Annotated in this window: 18 protein-coding genes; 5 read left to right on the forward strand and 13 right to left on the reverse strand. The window is 72.3% G+C overall.

All coding sequences use genetic code 11. The features are described 5' to 3' along the window. Positions 1-23: 23 nt before the first annotated feature. From ABZZ04_RS24320 to ABZZ04_RS24330, 3 genes are read right to left on the reverse strand one after another with little or no spacing between them, the layout of a single operon-like run. A complete protein-coding gene (locus ABZZ04_RS24320) occupies positions 24-1,049 on the reverse strand; it encodes a methionine synthase (RefSeq protein ID WP_356934303.1) in 1,026 nt (341 codons plus the stop codon). 48 nt (positions 1,050-1,097) lie between these two features. Then, on the reverse strand, positions 1,098-1,787 hold the full coding sequence (locus ABZZ04_RS24325) for an SDR family oxidoreductase (protein WP_356934304.1): 690 nt from the start codon (positions 1,785-1,787) through the stop codon (positions 1,098-1,100). Between the two features lie 27 nt (positions 1,788-1,814). Next, positions 1,815-2,354: a TIGR00730 family Rossman fold protein gene (locus tag ABZZ04_RS24330; protein WP_356934305.1), complete on the reverse strand. Its 540-nt coding sequence runs from the start codon at positions 2,352-2,354 to the stop codon at positions 1,815-1,817. A 76-nt stretch (positions 2,355-2,430) separates the two neighbouring features. On the opposite strand from ABZZ04_RS24330, the gene ABZZ04_RS24335 reads away from it, so the two are divergent. Together ABZZ04_RS24335 and ABZZ04_RS24340 are read left to right on the forward strand one after the other, a co-directional pair. Continuing rightward, on the forward strand, positions 2,431-2,766 hold the full coding sequence (locus tag ABZZ04_RS24335; RefSeq protein ID WP_356934306.1) for a DUF427 domain-containing protein: 336 nt from the start codon (positions 2,431-2,433) through the stop codon (positions 2,764-2,766). 96 nt (positions 2,767-2,862) lie between these two features. After that, positions 2,863-3,663 carry an alpha/beta fold hydrolase gene (locus ABZZ04_RS24340; RefSeq protein WP_356934307.1) on the forward strand — a complete coding sequence of 267 codons (801 nt, stop codon included), beginning with the start codon at positions 2,863-2,865 and terminating at the stop codon, positions 3,661-3,663. Between the two features lie 126 nt (positions 3,664-3,789). On the opposite strand, the gene mnmA is transcribed toward ABZZ04_RS24340, so the two are convergent. After that, positions 3,790-4,920: a tRNA 2-thiouridine(34) synthase MnmA gene (mnmA, locus tag ABZZ04_RS24345; RefSeq protein WP_356934308.1), complete on the reverse strand. Its 1,131-nt coding sequence runs from the start codon at positions 4,918-4,920 to the stop codon at positions 3,790-3,792. 61 nt (positions 4,921-4,981) lie between these two features. Here mnmA and ABZZ04_RS24350 point away from each other — a divergent pair, with 61 nt between their 5' ends. Beyond that, a complete protein-coding gene (locus tag ABZZ04_RS24350) occupies positions 4,982-5,662 on the forward strand; it encodes an N-acetylmuramoyl-L-alanine amidase (RefSeq protein ID WP_356934340.1) in 681 nt (226 codons plus the stop codon). A gap of 152 nt (positions 5,663-5,814) precedes the next feature. Here the strand turns inward: ABZZ04_RS24350 and ABZZ04_RS24355 are convergent, their stop codons facing one another. Then, entirely contained in the window at positions 5,815-6,984 is a 1,170-nt protein-coding gene (locus ABZZ04_RS24355) for a cysteine desulfurase family protein (protein WP_356934309.1), read from the reverse strand. 360 nt (positions 6,985-7,344) lie between these two features. Between ABZZ04_RS24355 and ABZZ04_RS24360 the strand changes: the two genes are divergently transcribed. After that, positions 7,345-11,172, forward strand: a complete 3,828-nt coding sequence (locus ABZZ04_RS24360) for a S8 family serine peptidase (RefSeq protein WP_356934310.1) — start codon at positions 7,345-7,347, stop codon at positions 11,170-11,172. 58 nt (positions 11,173-11,230) lie between these two features. Here the strand turns inward: ABZZ04_RS24360 and ABZZ04_RS24365 are convergent, their stop codons facing one another. The 3 genes from ABZZ04_RS24365 to ABZZ04_RS24375 all read right to left on the reverse strand — a co-directional run bounded on the left by ABZZ04_RS24365 (position 11,231) and on the right by ABZZ04_RS24375 (position 13,010). Beyond that, a complete protein-coding gene (locus tag ABZZ04_RS24365; protein WP_356934311.1) occupies positions 11,231-12,241 on the reverse strand; it encodes a helix-turn-helix domain-containing protein in 1,011 nt (336 codons plus the stop codon). Positions 12,242-12,430: 189 nt separating this feature from the next. Beyond that, positions 12,431-12,772, reverse strand: a complete 342-nt coding sequence (locus ABZZ04_RS24370; RefSeq protein ID WP_356934312.1) for a DUF4190 domain-containing protein — start codon at positions 12,770-12,772, stop codon at positions 12,431-12,433. Positions 12,773-12,833: 61 nt separating this feature from the next. After that, positions 12,834-13,010 carry a hypothetical protein gene (locus ABZZ04_RS24375; RefSeq protein WP_266431472.1) on the reverse strand — a complete coding sequence of 59 codons (177 nt, stop codon included), beginning with the start codon at positions 13,008-13,010 and terminating at the stop codon, positions 12,834-12,836. 101 nt (positions 13,011-13,111) lie between these two features. Between ABZZ04_RS24375 and ABZZ04_RS24380 the strand changes: the two genes are divergently transcribed. Then, a complete protein-coding gene (locus ABZZ04_RS24380; protein WP_356934313.1) occupies positions 13,112-13,795 on the forward strand; it encodes a TetR family transcriptional regulator in 684 nt (227 codons plus the stop codon). A gap of 81 nt (positions 13,796-13,876) precedes the next feature. Here the strand turns inward: ABZZ04_RS24380 and ABZZ04_RS24385 are convergent, their stop codons facing one another. From ABZZ04_RS24385 to ABZZ04_RS24405, 5 genes are all read right to left on the reverse strand, one after another. After that, positions 13,877-14,743 carry a thioesterase family protein gene (locus ABZZ04_RS24385; protein WP_356934314.1) on the reverse strand — a complete coding sequence of 289 codons (867 nt, stop codon included), beginning with the start codon at positions 14,741-14,743 and terminating at the stop codon, positions 13,877-13,879. A 112-nt stretch (positions 14,744-14,855) separates the two neighbouring features. Continuing rightward, on the reverse strand, positions 14,856-15,527 hold the full coding sequence (locus ABZZ04_RS24390) for a trimeric intracellular cation channel family protein (RefSeq protein WP_356934315.1): 672 nt from the start codon (positions 15,525-15,527) through the stop codon (positions 14,856-14,858). Between the two features lie 18 nt (positions 15,528-15,545). Next, entirely contained in the window at positions 15,546-16,853 is a 1,308-nt protein-coding gene (locus ABZZ04_RS24395; protein ID WP_356934341.1) for a dipeptide ABC transporter ATP-binding protein, read from the reverse strand. Positions 16,854-16,888: 35 nt separating this feature from the next. Next, a complete protein-coding gene (locus ABZZ04_RS24400) occupies positions 16,889-17,989 on the reverse strand; it encodes an ABC transporter ATP-binding protein (protein WP_356934316.1) in 1,101 nt (366 codons plus the stop codon). Further along, positions 17,986-18,987, reverse strand: a complete 1,002-nt coding sequence (locus tag ABZZ04_RS24405; protein ID WP_356934342.1) for an ABC transporter permease — start codon at positions 18,985-18,987, stop codon at positions 17,986-17,988. The genes ABZZ04_RS24400 and ABZZ04_RS24405 overlap by 4 nt, the downstream gene beginning before the upstream one ends. Positions 18,988-19,112: the final 125 nt, after the last annotated feature.

Genomic DNA, 19,112 nt, shown 5'->3' on the forward strand with positions numbered 1-19,112 from the left:
TCCTCCCGTTGCCCGTTGCCCCGTTACTCAGGGTTGTCCGCGAGGGATCTCGCGGCCCGGACGCAGTGGGCGAGCACGGCGCGCGCGTACGCGGGCGACGCACCCGCGAGCCCGCACGACGGGGTGATGGCCACGGACTCCGACAGAGTCCCCGGATTCAGCCCCAGCCTGCGCCACAGCGTCCTGACACCCATGACGCTACCGCCCGGGTCCGACAATCCGCCCGAGGCCGGGTCCGTGCCCGGCACCACCCCGAGGAAGAGCCGGGTGCCGCCCTCGACCGCTTCACCGATCGCTTCCTCCTCACGCTCGGTGAGCAGCGCGAGGTCGAACGAGATGCCACCCGCCCCGGCCCGGCGCAGCAGCGCGAACGGTACGCCGGGGGCGCAGGTGTGGACGAGCGTCGCCCCGTCCCCGACCGTCGCCAGGACGTCGCGCAGCGTGCCCTCCACGACCTGGCGGTCCACGGCCCGGTGGGTGCGGTAGCCGCTCGCCGTCCTGATCTGTCCGCGCAGCACGGCGGTCAGCGACGGCTCGTCGAGCTGGAGGATCACCTCGGCGCCGGGCACCCTGCGCCGTACCTCCGCGAGGTGGGCGCGCAGCCCCTCCGCCAGCGAGGCCGCCAGGTCGCGGCAGGCCCCGGGGTCGCCGAGGACGGCCTCGCCGCCCCGGCGTTCCAGGGCGGCGGCCAGCGTCCAGGGGCCGACGGCCTGGACCTTGAGCGGTCCCTCGTATCCCTGGGTGAACTCCTCCAGGGCGTCCAGGTCCTCGCCGAGCCAGGACCGGGCACGGCGGGTGTCGCGGCCGGGCCGGTCGCTGATCCGCCAGCCGCTGGGCTCGACGTGGCCGTACAGCTCGACGAGCAGCCCGACGGTCCGCCCGATCATGTCCGCGCCGGGGCCGCGGGCGGGCAGTTCCGCCAGGTACGGCAGGCCCTCGCCGCCCGCGAAGGAACCGGTGACGGTCTTCGCCGCCTCCCGCGCGTCTCCCCCGGGCATGGATCCGATGCCGGTGGCCGGGCAACCCCTGAAGTCGTTCTTCTCGCTCACACGGGAAGCCTAAGTGCTGCCCATGTCCCCGGCGGGCCCGCGGGGCGGTCAGCGGCCGGGGCGCACCGTCAGGTCGTTGACCTCGGCGTCGCGCGGCAGGTCGATGGCCATCAGGATGGTGGTGGCCACCGACTCCGGGTCGATCCAGCGGGAGGGGTCGTACTCCTTGCCCTCCTGCTGGTGGACCTTGGCCTGCATGGGGCTCGCGGTGCGTCCGGGGTAGACGGAGGTCACCCGGACACCGTTCCCGTGCTCCTCGTGGCGCAGCGAGTCGGCGAGCGCCTTCAGGCCGTGCTTGCTCGCGGCGTACGCACTCCACTCGGCGTGCGCCGCGAGGCCCGCGCCGGAGTTCACGAAGAGCACGTGCCCCTGGGAGACGCGCAGTTGGGGCAGGAAGAGGCGGGTCAGCTCGGCGGGCGCGACCAGGTTGGTGTTGAGCTGGAAGTGCCACGCCTTGGGGGTGAGGTCGCCGACCCTGCCGAGTTCCACGACCCCCGCGACGTGCAGCAGCGAGTCGATCCGTTCCGGCATCGCCTGCTGGGCGAAGGCCCAGGACAGCCGGTCCGGGTTGGAGAGGTCGCCGACGAGCGTGCGGGCCCCGGGGTGGAGTGCGGCCAGTTCCTTGGCGCGGGCCGCGTCCCGGGCCAGCAGCACGGTCTCGTCGCCGCGCTCCAGGAGTCGACGGGCCACGGCTGCGCCGATACCGGAACCGGCGCCGGTGATGACATGAGTGGGCATTGCCTCATGATCTCACCCGCCGCCGGGTCACTGCAGGCCGGACCACTCCTCCAGGTGGGCCAGGGCGCCCACGCCGTCCTTCGCGAAGAACACCAGGTCGGTGAGCGGGACCGGCAGGAAGCCCTCGTCCTCCATGCGCTGGAACTGCTGGCGCAGCCCGTCGTAGAAGCCCGCCGTGTTGAGCAGGACCACCGGCTTGTCGTGCTTGCCGTGCTTCTTCAGCTCCAGGATCTCGGTCGCCTCGTCGAGCGTCCCGGTGCCGCCCACCATGATCACGACCGCGTCGGCCTTCTCCAGGAGCAGAGCCTTGCGCTCGGCGAGGTCGCGCGCGATCACCATCTCGTCCGCATCGGTCCGCGCCTTCGCGGCCAGGAAGTCGACCGACACCCCCACCAGCCGTCCGCCCGACTCCTGCACCCCGTCGGCGACGACCTTCATCAGTCCGCTCTCCGAGCCTCCCCAGACCAGGGTGTGTCCGCCCCTGCCGAGCAGTTCGGCGAATTCGCGGGCGGGCCGGGTGTAGCGGTCGTCGAGGTCGGCGGCGGAGAGGAAAACACAGATCTTCATGCAGCCACCGTAAGGGTCGGTGCCGACATCTCCGGCGCCGGGGAAGAAACCGGCCGACAGCGTGGCTGAACCCCGTATGGCTTCCGCATCAGGACACCTCATCACGGTCGAGCCCGGCACCGCACACGTACGTGTGGTCCGGGACGGGCTCGTACTCGCCGAGAGCCGCCGCCCGCTCGTGCTGCGCGAGACGGGCTGTCCGGTTCGCTACTACCTGCCGCCCGAGGACGTCCGCACGGACCTCCTGTCCCCTTCGGGGACCCGTACCCACTGCCCGTTCAAGGGGGACGCCTCCTACTGGTCGCTGCCGGGGGCGGCGGATCTCGTCTGGGCCTACCCGGATCCGAAGGAGGAAGTCGCCGCCATCAAGGACCACTTCTGCTTCTACGACACCGGGACGGTTGCCGACTGACCCTCAAAGCACGGCCCTGACCTGGGGAATCGAAGATTTTCAAAAAATCTTCGGCCGGACCGATGAGTTTTTCCGGGGCGGGCGGTCCACCCTCGCATGGACAAGATTCTCTCCCGCGACGGCACCATGATCGCGTACCGGCGGCGGGGCGAAGGGCCGCCGGTGGTCCTGGTGGGCGGGGCCCTGGGCACGGCGGAGACCGAGGCTCCGCTGGCACGCCTCCTGGCGCCCCGCTTCCACGTCGTGACCTACGACCGGCGCGGGCGCGGCGCCAGCGGTGACAGCGGGCCGTACGCGGTGGAACGCGAGATCGAGGACCTGGCCGCCGTCGTCACCGCGGTGGGCGGCCGGGCCTCGGTGTTCGGCATGGGCGCGGGCGGGGCGCTGGCCCTGGAGGCGCACGCGGCCGGGCTCCCCGTCGACCTGCTGGCGGTGTACGAGCCCCCGTACACGCCGGGCGCCTCGGGCCTCCAGTACAAGGAGTGCTGCACCTCCCGGCTGCACCGGCTGCTGTCCTCCGGGGACCGCGCCGGGGCGGTCGAGCTGTTCCTGTCCGTGACCGGCGTACCGGCCGACATGATCGCCCGGATGCGGCGCGCCCCGCTGTGGAGCGGCCTGGTGTCGATGGCGCACACCCTGGCGTACGACGACGCGCTGCTCGGCGACGGCTCGATCCCGGCCGAGCGCTTCGCCTCCGTCACGGCGCGCACCCTGGTCGTCTGCGGCGGCGCCAGCACCGCCCCGGCCCGGATGTCCGCCCGTGCCCTGGCGGACGCGCTCCCCCGGTCCCGCCACCGCACCCTGACGGGCCAGACGCGCGAGCTGGCGCCGCAGGCGGTGGCCCCGGTCCTGGCGGAGTTCTTCGCCCGGGACGTGTACGCCCGCCAGGCGTCCTGAGACCCCGTTCCGCGCGCGGTCGCGCCCGTTTTACGGGGGTGGGCGCGACCGCGCGGGGGACGGCTGTACGGGGTCGGGCAGGCGTCGGCCGACGGGATCAGCCGGACGTCGCCGCGGTCTGCCGGATCAGCCGGACGTAGCCGCCGTCTCCCGTCGCGCCGTCGTGGCGATCGTCGCCGAGCCGACGACGCGGGTGCCGTCGTACAGGACGACCGCCTGGCCGGGGGCCACGCCGCGGACCGGTTCGGTGAAGGCGACGTGCAGGGTGCCGTCGACGAGTTCCGCCGTGACCCCGGTCTCGCCGCCGTGGGCGCGGAGCTGGGCGGTGTACGTGCCGGGGCCGGACGGGGCGGTGCCGCACCAGCGGGGCCTGATCGCGGTGAGGGCGGTGACGTCGAGGGCCTCGACCGGGCCGACCGTCACCGTGTTGTTCACCGGGGAGATGTCCAGGACGTAGCGCGGCTTGCCGTCGGGGGCGGGGTGGCCGATGCGCAGGCCCTTGCGCTGGCCGATGGTGAAGCCGAAGGCGCCCTCGTGGGTGCCGACCTTCGTGCCCGACTCGTCGACGATGTCGCCCTCGGCCGTGCCGAGCCGGCTCGCGAGGAAGCCCTGGGTGTCGCCGTCGGCGATGAAGCAGATGTCGTGGCTGTCGGGCTTCTTGGCGACGGCGAGCCCACGCCGCTCGGCCTCGGCCCGGATCTCGTCCTTGGTGGTGAGGGTGTCGCCGAGCGGGAACATCGCGTGGGCGAGCTGCTTCTCGTCCAGGACCCCGAGCACGTACGACTGGTCCTTGGCCATGTCGGAGGCGCGGTGCAGCTCGCGGCTGCCGTCCTCGTTCAGCACGACGGTGGCGTAGTGGCCGGTGCACACGGCGTCGAAGCCGAGCGCGAGGGCCTTGTCGAGCAGCGCCGCGAACTTGATCTTCTCGTTGCAGCGCAGGCACGGGTTGGGGGTGCGCCCCGCCTCGTACTCGGCGATGAAGTCGTCCACGACGTCCTCGCGGAACCGTTCCGCCAGGTCCCAGACGTAGAACGGGATGCCGATGACGTCCGCCGCGCGGCGCGCGTCGCGGGAGTCCTCGATCGTGCAGCAGCCGCGCGCTCCGGTGCGGAAGGACTGCGGGTTCGCGGAGAGGGCGAGGTGCACACCGGTCACGTCGTGGCCCGCCTCGGCGGCGCGGGCGGCGGCGACGGCGGAGTCGACACCGCCCGACATGGCGGCGAGCACGCGGAGGGGGCGCTGGGAAGTCTGAGTCATAGCTCCACCAGGGTACGGGGCCCGGGGAACTCGACGCTCACGGATGAGCGTTGTGGATCACATGGAGAGCAAGGGGACGTCGGGCGCCGAGGGGTCCGCGAAGGCGGGGTCCGGGCGCGGCATCGGCCGGCGCGGGCTGCTGATCGGCGCCGCCGCCACGGCCGTGGGCACGGCCGTGCTGGCGCGGGACGAGCTGAAGCGCGCCTGGTGGCGGCTGCCGGGGATCGAGAAGCCCCGCAAGCCCGGCGAGGTGGACTACGCGCGCGCCGAGTGGATATCGGCCTCCCCGGCGAACTGGCGGCGGGCCGACCGTCCCGACGACTACACGGTCGACCGGGTCGTCATCCATGTCACCCAGGGCAGCTACCGGAGCGCGGTGAAGGTCTTCCAGGACCCGGGGCACGGGGCCGCGGCGCATTACGTGGTCCGCAAGGACGGCCACGTGGCGCAGATGATCCGTGAGCTGGACGTGGCGTTCCACGCGGGGAACAGGTCGTTCAACGAGCGCAGCGTCGGCATCGAGCACGAGGGCTTCGTGGACCGCCCGCAGGACTTCACGGCGGCGATGTACGGGGCGTCGGCGCGCCTGACGGCCGCGATCTGCGGCCGGTACGGGATACCGGTGGACCGGGAGCACATCGTCGGGCACGTGGAGGTGCCGGGCGCGGACCACACCGACCCGGGGAAGCACTGGGACTGGGACCGTTACATGAAGCTGGTCCGGGCGGCGCGGACGGCCTGACCGACGGTCCGGGCAGTCCGGACGGCCCGACCGGCGGTACGGACGCCCCGGCCGCCCCGCCCCGCGCACCGGCCGCCCCGCACACCGACCGACGCCCACGCCGACCGGTGCCCACGCCGGCCGGCGCACGTGTCAGCAGGTGGCCGCGTCGGTCAGCTGAGTCCGGCCGTGCGGGCCCGTTCCACCGCCGGGCCGATCGCGCGGGCCACCTCGTCCACGTCCTGCCCGGTGGACGTGTGGCCGAGCGAGAAGCGCAGGGTGCCCCGGGCCAGGTCCGGGTCGGTCCCGGTGGCCAGCAGCACATGGCTGGGCTGGGCGATCCCGGCGGTGCAGGCCGAACCGGTGGAGCACTCGATGCCCTGCGCGTCCAGCAGCAGGAGCAGGGAGTCGCCCTCGCAGCCGGGGAAGCTGAAGTGCGCGTTGGCGGGCAGTCGGCCGCCGGGGGCCGGGTCGCCGCCGAGGACGGCGTCGGGCACGGCCGCCCGCACCGCGGCGACCAGGTCGTCGCGGAGTCCGCCGATCTCCCGGGCGAACTCCTCGCGTCCGTCGGCGGCGAGCCGTCCCGCGAGGGCGAAGGAGGCGATGGCCGGCACGTCCAGGGTGCCCGAGCGGACGTGCCGCTCCTGGCCGCCGCCGTGGAGCACGGGCACGGGGGTGTACTCGCGGCCCAGCAGCAGCGCGCCGATGCCGGACGGGCCGCCGATCTTGTGCCCGCTGACCGTCATCGCGGCCAGTCCGGACCGGGCGAAGTCGACTTCCAGCTGCCCGAACGCCTGCACCGCGTCGGCGTGCATCGGTACGCCGAACTCGCGGGCCGTGTCGGCCAGTTCGCGTACCGGCATGATCGTGCCGATCTCGTTGTTGGCCCACATCACGGTGATCAGCGCGACGTCGTCGGGATCCTTGAGGATCGCCTCGCGCAGCACGTCGGGGTGGACGCGTCCGTACGGGTCGACGGGGAGGTACTCGACGTCCGCGCCCTCGTGCTCGGCGAGCCAGTCGACGGCGTCCAGCACCGCGTGGTGCTCGACCGGGCTGGCCAGGACGCGTGTGCGGCGGGGGTCGGCGTCGCGGCGGGCCCAGTACAGGCCCTTCACCGCGAGGTTGTCGGCCTCGGTCCCGCCGGAGGTGAAGACCACCTCGCTGGGGCGTGCGCCGAGGGCGTCGGCGAGGGTCTCTCTCGACTCCTCGACGGTACGGCGGGCCCGGCGCCCGGCGGCGTGGAGTGAGGACGCGTTGCCGGTGACGGCGAGCTGGGCGGTCATCGCCTCGATCGCTTCCGGAAGCATCGGCGTGGTCGCGGCGTGGTCGAGGTAAGCCATGGTGGGCTCGATTCTACGAGCCCGGGGCGGGGCGTACGGCGGGCGCATGGCGCTCCGGCGCCCGCGCACGGCCGGGTGCGGTCCTCCCCGCCCCGTTCCCGGGTCCGTCCGGGCGGGGGAGGGCGTCGGGCCCGGCCCCCGGGTTCAGCCGGCGAAGTCCCGGGCGACGAGGCCGTTTCCGGTGACGGGGAGGGGCCGCACGGCCCCGGTGACTCCGTCGGTACGCGCGGTGGAATCACCGTGTCGTTTTGGCGACATGTCGCAAGCACGGCACCGAAGAGGTCTGGTGCGGCGATCAGCGGGGGCCCCAGTCTTGAGCCGCACCGCGTGTCCGTTTCCTTGCTTCCTGGAAAGGTTCCGATGCACATACGGCATCGCTCTGCCTCCGTTCTGGCGGCGGGCGTACTCATCGCCACCCTGTCCCCCGTCTCCTCCGGCGCGAGCGCCGCTCCGGCACCCGCCTCCGCCGGCCCGGACTCCGCCGGCCGCCCCCAGGTCACCTCCGTCACGCTCGTGACCGGTGACCGGGTACGGCTGGAGACCTTCCCCGACGGCCGGAAGGCCGTCTCCGTCGAGCCGGCCCCGGGCGTCTCGCCGGCCGACTTCACCCGGCTGGAGATCGACAAGCAGCTGTACGTGCTGCCCCGCGCCGCGCTCCCGTACATCTCGTCCGGCAAGCTGGACCGGCAGCTGTTCAACATCACCTCCCTGGTCAAGCAGGGTTACGACGACGCCCACACCTCCGCCATCCCGCTGATCGCCCGCTACACCGGCGGCACGAACCCCACGTCCAAGGCGGCGCCCACCGGTTCGCGCAAGGGCCTGGTCATCAAGAGCCTGCGCGGCTCGGCGCTGAAGGCGGACAAGAAGCAGGCCAAGCGCTTCTGGAAGGCCATCGACGACGACGCGCTCGCCGAGAGCGCCGCCGGGGACGGCGCGAAGAAAGCCTCTTCCAAGAACTCCGCTTTCAAGAACGCGGCCTTCGAGGGCGGCGTCGAGAAGCTGTGGCTGGACGCGAAGGCCCACGCCTCCCTCGACCGCAGCACCGCGCAGATCGGTGCGCCCGAGGCGTGGAAGGCCGGCTACGACGGAAAGGGCGCGACCGTCGCCGTCCTGGACACCGGCGTCGACGCCACCCACCCCGACCTGGCCGGGAAACTCGGCGAAGTACGCAACTTCACCGAGGACCCCACCGCGAACGACGGCCACGGCCACGGCACCCACGTCGCCTCCACCATCGCCGGCAGCGGCGCCGCCTCGGACGGCTCGCGCAAGGGCGTGGCACCGGGGGCACGGCTGATGATCGGCAAGGTGCTCGACGACACCGGCTCCGGGCCGTACTCCGCCATCCTCGGCGGGATGGAATGGGCCGCCCGCTCGGGCGCCGACATCGTCAGCATGAGCCTGGGCGGCCAGCCCACCGACGGCACCGACATACTCAGCATCGCCCTCGACTACCTCAGCGAGGACACCGGCACCCTCTTCGTCGTGGCGGCGGGCAACTCGGGCACCGACTACACGGTGGGCTCCCCGGGCGCCGCGGCGAACGCGCTGACCGTGGGCGCCGTCGACCGCGACGACGAGCTGGCCACCTTCTCCAGCCGCGGTCCGCGCGTCGGGGACAACGGCGCCAAGCCCGACCTCACCGCCCCCGGCGTCGGCATCGTCGCCGCCCGCGCGGCCGGTACGTCCATGGGCACCCCGGTGGACGCGTCGTACACCGCCGCTTCCGGTACGTCCATGGCGACCCCGCACGTGGCGGGCGCGGCGGCGATCCTGGCCGCGCAGCACCCGGACTGGAACGGCCGTCAGCTCAAGGACGCGTTGATGAGCACGACGCGTACCGCCCCCGACCAGACGGTCTACGAGCAGGGCACCGGCCGGGTGGACGTGGCCCGCTCGGTGCGCCAGCAGGTGCGCGCCACCGGCACCACCGCCTTCGGCTCCCTGGATCCGGACGCGGGCCCGCGGCAGGTGCGCGTCACCTACACCAACGACGGCGACGCGCCCGTCACGCTCGCCCTGGCCACCACCTTCGACAAGCTCTACGGCGCCCCGGCACCCGCAGGCGCCGTCAGCGCCCCCGCACAGGTCACCGTGCCCGCCCACGGCACCGCCGACGTGACCGTGACCCTCGACGCGCCCGCGCTGCCGGAGGGCATCTACGGCGGCCGTCTCACCGCCACCTCGGCCGACGGGCAGACCGTCGCGCACACCGTTCTCTCCGCGACGAAGGACCCGGTCAAGCACAAGGTCACCGTGCGCGGCGTCGACCGCGCCGGGCAGCCGGCGACCGTCTCCCCGCTGATCCTGTTGGGCCCCATAGGCCGCTTCGACGTCCTCGGGGAGCTGCCGGCGGGGAACACCGCGACGGTGGAGGTGCCCTCGGGCACGTACTACATGCACGGCGTCATCCGGCAGTACACGGAGGACAACCTCACCACCAGCCTGGTGGTCGACCCCCAGCTGCGGGTGAGCGGCGACACGGACCTGGTGTTCGACGCACGCAAGGCGGTCCCCGTGGAGATCCGGACCCCCGAGCGGGCCGAGCAGCGGGGCCCGATGGTCTTCACCACCCACTGGAAGACCGGCGACCGGGAGTTCGCCAGCTTCTTCTCCACCTCCCACAGCGGCGGACAGCGCCTCTACGTCACGCCCACCGGGAAGTACACCGAGGGAGACTTCGAGTTCTCCTCCCGCTGGCAGCTGACCGCACCGATGCTCCGCACCCGCGCGGTCTCCGCCGGCGCCGCGGCCGGTGTCCCCGTCCGTCTGCTCCACAACTCCCCCGCCGTGGAGGGCGTACGGCGCCTGCGGGTGGTGGACGCCGGTCACGGACGACCCGAGGACTACGCGGCACTGCGCGAACGGGGCACGGACGTCCGCGGAGCGGCGGTGCTCGTGGAACTGGAGGGAATCGAGTACGACGAGGCGGTGACCGCGGCCGCCAAGGCCGGAGCCGCGGCCGCCGTCACCACCGCCGACGGCAACAGGTCCGCGACCGCGACCTGGCAGCCGGTGGGACCGCGACTGCCCGCGATCGGGCTGTACGCCTCCCCCACCACCGCGCAGCGGCTGCGCGCGCCGGGCACCGTGCTGGAGTTGAGGGGGACCCCGGAGAGCCCCTACCTCTACGACGTCGTGCAGGTCTCTCAGCAGCGCGTCCCCGAGCGCGTGGTCCACAAGGTCGGGCCGGACAACACGGCCACCGTGGTCTCGCGCTACCCGGACACGAGCGGGGCGCGGTACGTCACGGAGAACCGGGAGTCCTGGCGTCCGTGGGAGGGGGAGAACGTGTACCTCTCCCCGTGGGGCCGGTACGTCCGCACCGGGCAGGTGCGGACGGAGTACTTGAGCGGTCCCGCCGACACCCGGTGGCTGCACTGGGTCAACCCCCGCAACACCTGGGCGGGTCAGGCGAGCGGGACCGGCATGTTCGGCCCCCTGCGCACCTACCGGCCCGGTGAGCGTGGCACGGAGAGCTGGTACGCCCCCGTGGTCCGCCCGGCGATCCCCCGGGGTGCCGAAGGGCTCGCGTACCGCAAGGGCGACCAGTTGACCGTGGGGATCCCCGAGTTCGCCGACACCGCCTCCGGCCACTACGGCTTCGCCATGCCCCGCAAGAACGCCGACACCGCCTACCCCGACGAGACCCGCGCCGTGCTGCGTCGCGACGGCAAGGTCCTCGCCGAGGGTCCCCGGGCGTGGGGCACCTTCCCCGCGGGCGGCGAGGACGGCCGCTACCAGCTGGACCTGGACGTGAAGCGCACCGGTCCCGAGGGCACCCTCTCGCGGGCCACCAGCACCGGCTGGTCGTTCACGGCCCCCCGCCCGGCCGCGGACAAGGAGTCCCTGATTCCTCTCCTCCAGCTCGACTACGACGTGGCCACCGACCTCAAGGGCGCCGTCCCCGGCTCCGGGTCCTTCGCCTTCGGAGTGAGCGCCCGCCACCAGGACGGTCTGACGGGCCGTTCCGTGAAGGGCATGGAGGTGTCCGTCTCGTACGACGACGGCGAGCACTGGCGGGCGGCGAAGGTTTCCGCCCGGGGCGACGGCGCCTACCGCGTCCGGGTCACCCACCCCTCGACCGGCCGCACCGGCGGGTACGTCACGCTGCGGGTCCGCGCCTGGGACGACGCGGGCAACGAGGTGACGCAGAAGATCGAGCGGGCGTACGCGCTGAGGTAGGAGGCGGTACGCGAGGTCCGGAAGCCGCGACCGACCCCGGTCGCGGCTTCCGTGCGTCCTACGGCAGCCAGTCGCGCCGCGCCGCCTGCCACACCAGCTGCGTACGCGTCGTCGCGCCCGCCCGCTGCATCAGCGCGGTGATCCGGCGCTGCACCGTGCGGTGGCTGACACCCAGCTGGGTGGCGATCGCCTTGTCCGCCACGCCCGCGACGACCAGGGAGAGCAGATAGCGCTCGTCGTCGGCGAGACTGCCGCCCTGTTCCATGATGTCGGCGAAGTCGGCCAGCCCGCCCGCCTCCGTGACGTGCAGCGGGGTCCCCGCCGCCCACTGGATGTCGAACAGGGCGACGAGGGCGTCCAGGAGGGTGCTGCTGCGGATGATCGCGGCGGTCGGCTCGCCGCGGACGCCGGCCGTGCTGCTCGGCAACAGCGGGCAGACGGCGACGGAGCCGTCGACGATGACCATGCGCACGGGGAGTGCGCTGGTGGCGCGGGCCACTTCACCGGCTCGGATGCCCTTGGCGACGTTGTCGACCATGCCGGGCATCTCCAGGCAGGCCCGTTCGTAGATCGCCTCGTAGCGGATGCCCAGGGCGAGCAGTTCGAACTCCTCGTCGTTGTCCTGGGCGCGCAGCGCCACGGGGTCGGCCTTGCAGAACCACCGCAGGTCGCTGCGGGCCCCGTAGGCGAGTTGGCGCAGCTGCTGACGGATGGCGCCGGCCCCGGTGATCACCTCGACCAGTTGCCCGGCGTCATGGCGTCGGCCGCCCGCCCGGTACTCCTCGGCCAGCTGTTCCACTGCGCGCCGCGCCCACTCCAGCGCTTCCTGGCCGCGCGCCAGCAGGGGCTGCAGCGCCACGTCCGGCGGGACGGGTACGTACCGCGTGCCGCCGTCGCCCGGCAGCCGCCCGACCAGGCCCTTGTCATGCAGGGAGGACAGCAGCGACGCCGCCTCGCGTTCCCGGATGCGGAGCCGTTGGACGATCTCGTCCACGCCCGCGCCCCGTACCTCCACCAGGTGGCGGTAGACCCGCTCCTCCGCCGCCCCGATCCCGGCTATTTCCAGCAAGCGCTTTCTCCTTCCCGCAGCCCACCCCGGACGGACACCCGTCGCGCCGCCCATCAGAATGCGGGCGACCTTGCCGGATGATCAAGAAGACGGCACGGTTTCCGTGAACCCGGAGCGGGACGTACGGCGGGTGCGCGGTGTCCGCGGACCCGCGCGCGGCGGCAGCGGCCAGGTCCGCCGCGCCCCGGTTCAGCCGCCGAAGTTCCAGGCGACGACGCCGTTCCCGGTGACGAGGAGGGCGAGGACCACGAGGTCGGCGATGCCGAGGGCGAGACCGAGCCAGGCGCGGCCGCGGCGGGCCGTGGAGCGGACGAGGGCGAGGGTCGCCATCACGATGGCGGCCGGGCCGAGCAGGATGTTCATCACCAGCAGGCCGACGAGCCCGAGCACGAAGGAGGCGACGGCCAGTCCGTCGGCGTCCCGGGTCGAGCGCCGGGCGGGGGCGGCCGGGCCGGGGGTTCCTGCCGGGGCGCAGGAGGCGGGGGGCCGGACGGCGGTTCCGGGGCGGCGGGCGATCGCGGTGAGGGTCATGGGGCGGGCTCCTTCGGGTCGGGGTGCGGTGCGGCGGACGTCGTGGCGGCGGTGCGGCCGGTCACGAGGAGCGGCGACGTGCGCCCGCCCGCTCGCGCACGGCGAAGACCAGCAGCCAGCAACCGATCAGGGCACCGAGCACGAGGGAGAGCGCGGGCGGGATCTGGGCCACCGCGCCCAGCACAATCCCCAGCAGGAGCAGGGCGACGACGAGGACGATCATGTTCAGCCTTTCCACGGGCCCTCACGAGCACTTGAGATTACGACTGTTCACTGACTGCTCAGTCTAGACCCGGCCATCCCTTCCCCACTCCGGAGAACAGTTGTTTACTGAATGGCATGAGTCACACCGTCGGCGTCCGCCGGACCCAGAAGCTGAGAACACGTCAGGCACTGCTGGACGCCGCACTCGCACTCCTGGAGCACCAGAGCCTCAGCAGCCTCGGACTGCGCGAGGTGACCCGGGCCGCGGGGGTCACGCCCACCGCCTTCTACCGGCACTTCGAGGACACCGCCGCGCTCGGCGTGGCACTCGTCGAGGAGGCGCTGGACAGCCTGCACGGAATGATCGGCGCGGTCCTCGCCGAGACCGGCGACAGCGAGGAGCGCCTGGGACGCGGCGTCGAGCTGATCCTGCGCCACGTCGGCGAGCAGCCCGCCCACTTCCGCTTCATCGCCCGCGAGCAGCACGGCGGGGTCGGCCCGGTCCGCGAGGCCATAGCGGCCCAACTGCGGCGGTTCGCCGAGGAGACGGCCGATGCGCTCGCCGGGGAGCCGCAGTCCCGGGGGTGGAGCGACGAGGACCTGCTGATGCTGGGCGGCTTCTACGTCGACCACATGGTGGTCACCGCGTCGGCGCTGCTGGACGCGGGACCGGAGGGCGAGCGGCGGGTGGCCGAGACGGCCCGGCGACGGCTCAGGCTGGTCAACCTCGGCCGGCTCCACTGGCTGGACACCCCGAGCGGTCCGAGCGGTCCGAGCGGTTCGAGCAATCCGAACGTCCCGACCGGCCCGGCCGCCTGAGCGCGTCCGCCCGGCCCGCACACCCCACACGAGTCGGGGCCCGCCGGATTCCGGCGGGCCCCGACGGGGATCGATGGCGCTTCAGGAACGCGGCGCCCTGGCCAGCTGACGGGACTGGGCGACCAGTCGGTCCGCGCTGTCCCAGACGTCCGCGTCCTCCTCCAGGAAGCCGCCCGCCAGGTTGCGGGTGGTGATGGAGACCCGGAGCGGACCCGGGGCGGGGCGGCAGCGGATGTGGGTGGTCAGCTCGATGGTGGGCGTCCAGCCCTTGATGCCCAGCTCGAAGGCGGTGGGCGGCAGCGCGTCCACGGTGAGGAGCAGCGAGAGCGGGTCGGCGTCGCGGCCGTCCGCGAGGCCGAACCAGCCGCGCATCTCCCCCTTGCCCGAGGGCGCGCCCACGGCCCAGCCGACCGTCGCCGGGTCCAGCTTGATGTCGATCCGGCCGGTGATGGCGGAGCTGCCGGGGATCGGGGCCGGGCCGTCGTTCGCGCCGAGGCAGTGCTCCAGCGGCGGGATGACCGGCGGCTTCGCCGTCGTGCGGACCTCGTCGGTCAGGGCGTCCAGGTCGCCGTAGGTGGCGATGACCCGGATGCGCTCGACCTCGGAGCCGTCCTCCGCGTACTGGAAGAGGGAGGCCTGGCCGGTGGAGAGGGTGCGGCCGGTGCGGACGGTCTGGGTCCGGATCACCGCGGGACCGGGGACGGACGCCGTGAGGTAGTGCGCGGAGACCGAGAAGGGGTCCGGGTGCGGCAGGGCCTCGCCAAGCGCGCGGCCCAGCATGGCGAGCAGATAGCCGCCGTTGACGGCGTGGATGATCGTCCAGCCCGCGGAGAGTTCGGCGTCGTAGACGCCCTCTTCGCGGAGGGTGACGGCGGTGTCGCGGTCGAACTCGCTGTCGCCGATGGTCGCCTGCGCGGTCGGTGCCGCCTGCTCTGCTGCCTGTGCCATGCGATGCACCGTACACCGATTGTATTACTGAGCGGTAGCTTTTTTGTGACCGGAAAATGGCGGGCCGCACCGGGTGCGGCCCGGACCCGGTGCGCACCCGGCCCGGACCGGGTCAGGTGGTCGCGGAGCCCTCCTCGGCCGTCGCGGACTTCCGGTTGTAGGCGCGCGGGGCCCGCCAGTGGTAGCGCATCGCCAGCAGTCGCAGCACGAAGGCGACGATCACCGCGGTGCCGCTGGTGAACGCGTTGAGCGCGCCGAAGCGGATGCACAGGACGATCATCATGGCGCCGACCATCGCGGGCACCGCGTACAGGTCGCGGTCCCAGCGCAGCAGCGAGGGCACCTCGTTGGCCAGTACGTCGCGCAGCACGCCGCCACCGACCGCGGTGGCCAGCCCGAGGGTCGCCGACGCGGTGAGGCCGAGCCCGTAGTCGTACGCCTTGACCGTGCCCGTGACGCAGAACAGCCCGAGGCCCGCCGCGTCGAAGACGTTGACGCCCACCTGGATCCGCTCGACGTGCGGATGCAGGAAGAACACCAGGACCGCGGCGAGGAGCGGGGTGATGAAGTAGCCGAGATCCGTGAACGCCGCGGGCGGGAGCGCCCCGATGACGATGTCACGGAACAGCCCCCCGCCCAGCGCGGTCACCTCGGCGAGCACCGCGATGCCGAAGACATCGAAGTTCTTGCGTACGGCGAGCAGAGCGCCGGAGATCGCGAAGACGAAGATTCCGACGATGTCGAGCGCATGCTGGACGGAGGGCGTGAACAGTTCGTTGAGCACCGGGCAATTGTGCCGGTACTACTCCTTGGGGTTGTCCTCCGGCGTATCGGACGATGCGGTACCGCCGTCCGTCGCGGACCCGGCGGCCCCGGCCCCGTCCTCGGACGCGGCCCCGGACTCCTCCGCCGCGGTCCCGGCGGCCTCGGCCTCGGTGCCGGACTCGGCCTCCGCCGCGGCCTCGGTGCCGGACTCGGGTTCGGCCCCGTCCGCCGCGGCCTCGCGCACCTCGACGATCTCGATCGCCTCGCGTGCCTGGGCCGTGATCTCCTCGCCGGGCACCTGGTCGGGCGCGTTCTCCGGGTGGTGGCAGGCCACCTGGTGCCCGGTCTTCAGCATGGCCAGCGGCGGCTCCTGCGTCTTGCAGACCTCCGTGGCCTTCCAGCACCGGGTGTGGAACCGGCAGCCGCTGGGCGGTGCGATCGGCGACGGCACGTCGCCCTTGAGCAGGATGCGCTCGCTCTTGGCCGAACGCCGCTTGGGGTCCGGGATCGGGACCGCCGAGAGCAGCGCCTTGGTGTACGGGTGCATCGGCGCCCTGTAGAGCGACTCGCGGTCGGCCAGCTCCACGACCTTGCCGAGGTACATCACCGCGATCCGGTCCGAGACGTGCCGGACGACCGACAGGTCGTGGGCGATGATCACGTACGTGAGGCCCAGCTCGCGCTGGAGGTCGTCGAGCAGGTTCACCACCTGCGCCTGGATCGACACGTCCAGTGCCGACACCGGCTCGTCCGCCACGACCAGCTTCGGCTTGAGCGCGAGTGCGCGGGCGATCCCGATGCGCTGGCGCTGGCCGCCGGAGAACTCGTGCGGGTAGCGGTTGTAGTGCTCGGGGTTGAGGCCCACCACCTCCAGCAGCCGCTGCACCTCCTTCTTGACGCCGCCCTCGGGCGTGACGCCCTGGAGCTTGAAGGGGGCGCCCACGATCGTGCCGATCGTGTGCCGGGGGTTCAGCGAGGAGTACGGGTCCTGGAAGATCATCTGCATGTCCCGGCGCATCGGGCGCATGCCGCTGACGCCGAGGTGTGTGATGTCCCTCCCCTCGAACTCGATCTTCCCCGCGGTGGGTTCGAGCAGCCGGGTGATCAGTCGGCCCATCGTCGACTTGCCGCAGCCGGACTCGCCGACGACGCCCAGGGTCTCGCCCGAGTGCACCTCGAAGTCGATCCCGTCGACGGCCTTCACGGCGCCGGTGGTGCGCTGCAGCATCCCCTTCTTGAGGGGGAAGTGCTTCTGCAGCCCGGTCACCTTGAGCAGCACCTCGCGGGAGGCGGCGTCCCCGGCCGGCGTCCCGTCGCCGGCAGACCTCTGCGCCGGAACGTCCACGCCCTTGTCCTCGCTCGTCACGGCCTTTTCCTCGCTCACAGCTTGGGCGCAATCTCTTCGGTCCAGATACGCTCCCGCTGCTCCTGCGACATGTGGCAGGCCGCCCAGTGCCGGCTGCCGACCTCCTGCAGCTCGGGCCGTACGGTGCGGGTGACGTCGTCCTTGGGCACGTCCGCGTACGGGCAGCGCGGGTTGAAGGCGCAGCCCGACGGGATGTTGATGAGCGACGGCGGGGAACCCTTGACCGGGATGAGCCGGTCGGTCTGGTCGCGGTCGAGGCGCGGCATCGAGCCCAGCAGGCCCCAGGTGTAGGGGTGCCGGGGCTCGTAGAACACCTTCTCGGCCGGTCCGCGCTCGACGCAGCGCCCGCCGTACATCACGAGGATGTCGTCGGCGAGCTCGGCCACGACGCCCAGGTCGTGGGTGATGATGATGACGGCGGAGCCGAACTCCTTCTGCAGGTCCCGGATCAGGTCGAGGATCTGCGCCTGGACGGTCACGTCCAGTGCGGTCGTCGGCTCGTCGGCGATCAGCAGCTCGGGGTTGTTGACCAGCGACATGGCGATCATCGCGCGCTGACGCATACCGCCGGAGAACTCGTGCGGGTAGCTGTCGACGCGCTTGTCGGGCTGCGGGATGCCGACCCGGTCGAGCATCTCCACCGCCCGCTTGCGGGCGGTCTTCTTGTCCACGGAGTGGTGGACCCGGTACGCCTCCACGATCTGCTTGCCGATCGTGTAGTACGGGTGCAGCGCGGACAGCGGGTCCTGGAAGATCATGGCCATGTCGCGACCGCGCAGCCTGCGCACCTCGTCGGGGTCGGCCGTCAGCAGTTCCTTGCCGTCCAGCCAGATCTCGCCGGAGACCTGCGCCTTGCGCTTGCCGTACTGGCCCGCGGTGTGCAGGCCCATGATGCCCAGCGAGGTGACGGACTTCCCGGAGCCGGACTCGCCGACGATGCCGAGGGTCTTGCCCTTCTCCAGCTGGAAGCTGAGCCCGTCGACGGACTTGACCAGTCCGTCGTCGGTCGGGAAGTGCACCTTGAGGTCGCGTACTTCGAGGAAGGCGGAGGGAGCGGGCGATCCGGTCCGGGTGGGTTCGCCCAGCGCGGCACCGCTCTTGTGCAGTTCGGTCATCCCAGCCTCACTCGCGGGTCGATGACGGCGTACAGAATGTCGACGAGGAGGTTGGCCACGGCGATCGCGAGAGCCGCGAACAGGGTGACGCCGAGGATCACCGGCAGGTCCTTGTTGCTGATGGCCTGGACCGCCGCGAGGCCGAGCCCCGGCAGGTTGAACGTGGACTCGGTGAGGACGGCGCCGCCGAGGAGCACGCCGATGTCGAGACCGAAGACGGTGAGGATCGGCGTCATCGCGGAACGCAGCGCGTGCCGGGTGATGACGGTGCCCTCGCCGAGGCCCTTGGCGCGGGCGGTGCGGATGTAGTCCTCGCCGAGCACTTCGAGCATGGTGGCCCTGGTGAGGCGGGCGTACATCGCGGCGTTCAGGAACGCGAGCACGATCCACGGCAGGATCAGGGTCTGGAACCAGGTCCCGATGCTGTCGTCCGTGGAGAGGTTGTCGGCGATCTTCACCCAACCGAAGTTGTGCACGAACAGGCCCATCGCGACCATGCCGGTGAAGAAGATCGGCAGCGAGACACCGGCCAGGGCCGTGGTCATCGCGGCGCGGTCCCAGATGCTGCCGCGGCGGAGCGCGGACACCACACCGGTGGCGACACCGCCGAGGAGCCACAGGACACAGGCACCGGCGGCGAGGCCCCCGGTGACGGGCAGGGCGTCCTTGAGGGTGGTCCAGACCGGGACCTCCGTGCGGAAGGAGTACCCGAAGCAGGGAGCGGCGCAGTGGGTGACGTCGTCACCGTTCGCGTAGTCGCGCCCCATCGGAATGCCCTTGACGAAGTCCCAGAACTGGACGAGAAGGGGCTCGTCGAGACCCAGTTTGACCCGGATGCCCTGGAGCTGCTCGACACCCGTGGCCTTGCCGGCGAAGAGGACTGCTACGTCCTGGCCCGCCCACTTGGGCAGCATGAAGAAGATGGTGAAGGTCGCGAGCAGTACGACGAGCACCATGATGACTACGGCGAACAGGCGCCGGATGAGATAAGCAAGCACTGTGTGCGGCCCGGCGGTGGCCGGGAACCCCTTGTGGGGGCTCCCGGCCACCGCCCCGGCCATCACCTGCCCTTCGGACTGGCGGGTTTCGGCGGCAGTGGAACAGTCAACCGGGTTGACTGCAA

This window comes from Streptomyces sp. NPDC006435, from assembly GCF_040612315.1.
In the GTDB taxonomy this organism is placed as follows: domain Bacteria; phylum Actinomycetota; class Actinomycetes; order Streptomycetales; family Streptomycetaceae; genus Streptomyces.

Coding starts and splice junctions, on each gene's coding strand:
- ABZZ04_RS24325 (WP_356934304.1), bottom strand. CDS start 1,787: ATGCCCACTCATGTCATCACCGGCGCCGGTTCCGGTATCGGCGCAGCC.
- ABZZ04_RS24330 (WP_356934305.1), bottom strand. CDS start 2,354: ATGAAGATCTGTGTTTTCCTCTCCGCCGCCGACCTCGACGACCGCTAC.
- ABZZ04_RS24335 (WP_356934306.1), top strand. CDS start 2,431: ATGGCTTCCGCATCAGGACACCTCATCACGGTCGAGCCCGGCACCGCA.
- ABZZ04_RS24340 (WP_356934307.1), top strand. CDS start 2,863: ATGGACAAGATTCTCTCCCGCGACGGCACCATGATCGCGTACCGGCGG.
- mnmA (WP_356934308.1), bottom strand. CDS start 4,920: ATGACTCAGACTTCCCAGCGCCCCCTCCGCGTGCTCGCCGCCATGTCG.
- ABZZ04_RS24350 (WP_356934340.1), top strand. CDS start 4,982: ATGGAGAGCAAGGGGACGTCGGGCGCCGAGGGGTCCGCGAAGGCGGGG.
- ABZZ04_RS24355 (WP_356934309.1), bottom strand. CDS start 6,984: ATGGCTTACCTCGACCACGCCGCGACCACGCCGATGCTTCCGGAAGCG.
- ABZZ04_RS24360 (WP_356934310.1), top strand. CDS start 7,345: ATGCACATACGGCATCGCTCTGCCTCCGTTCTGGCGGCGGGCGTACTC.
- ABZZ04_RS24370 (WP_356934312.1), bottom strand. CDS start 12,772: ATGACCCTCACCGCGATCGCCCGCCGCCCCGGAACCGCCGTCCGGCCC.
- ABZZ04_RS24380 (WP_356934313.1), top strand. CDS start 13,112: ATGAGTCACACCGTCGGCGTCCGCCGGACCCAGAAGCTGAGAACACGT.
- ABZZ04_RS24385 (WP_356934314.1), bottom strand. CDS start 14,743: ATGGCACAGGCAGCAGAGCAGGCGGCACCGACCGCGCAGGCGACCATC.
- ABZZ04_RS24400 (WP_356934316.1), bottom strand. CDS start 17,989: ATGACCGAACTGCACAAGAGCGGTGCCGCGCTGGGCGAACCCACCCGG.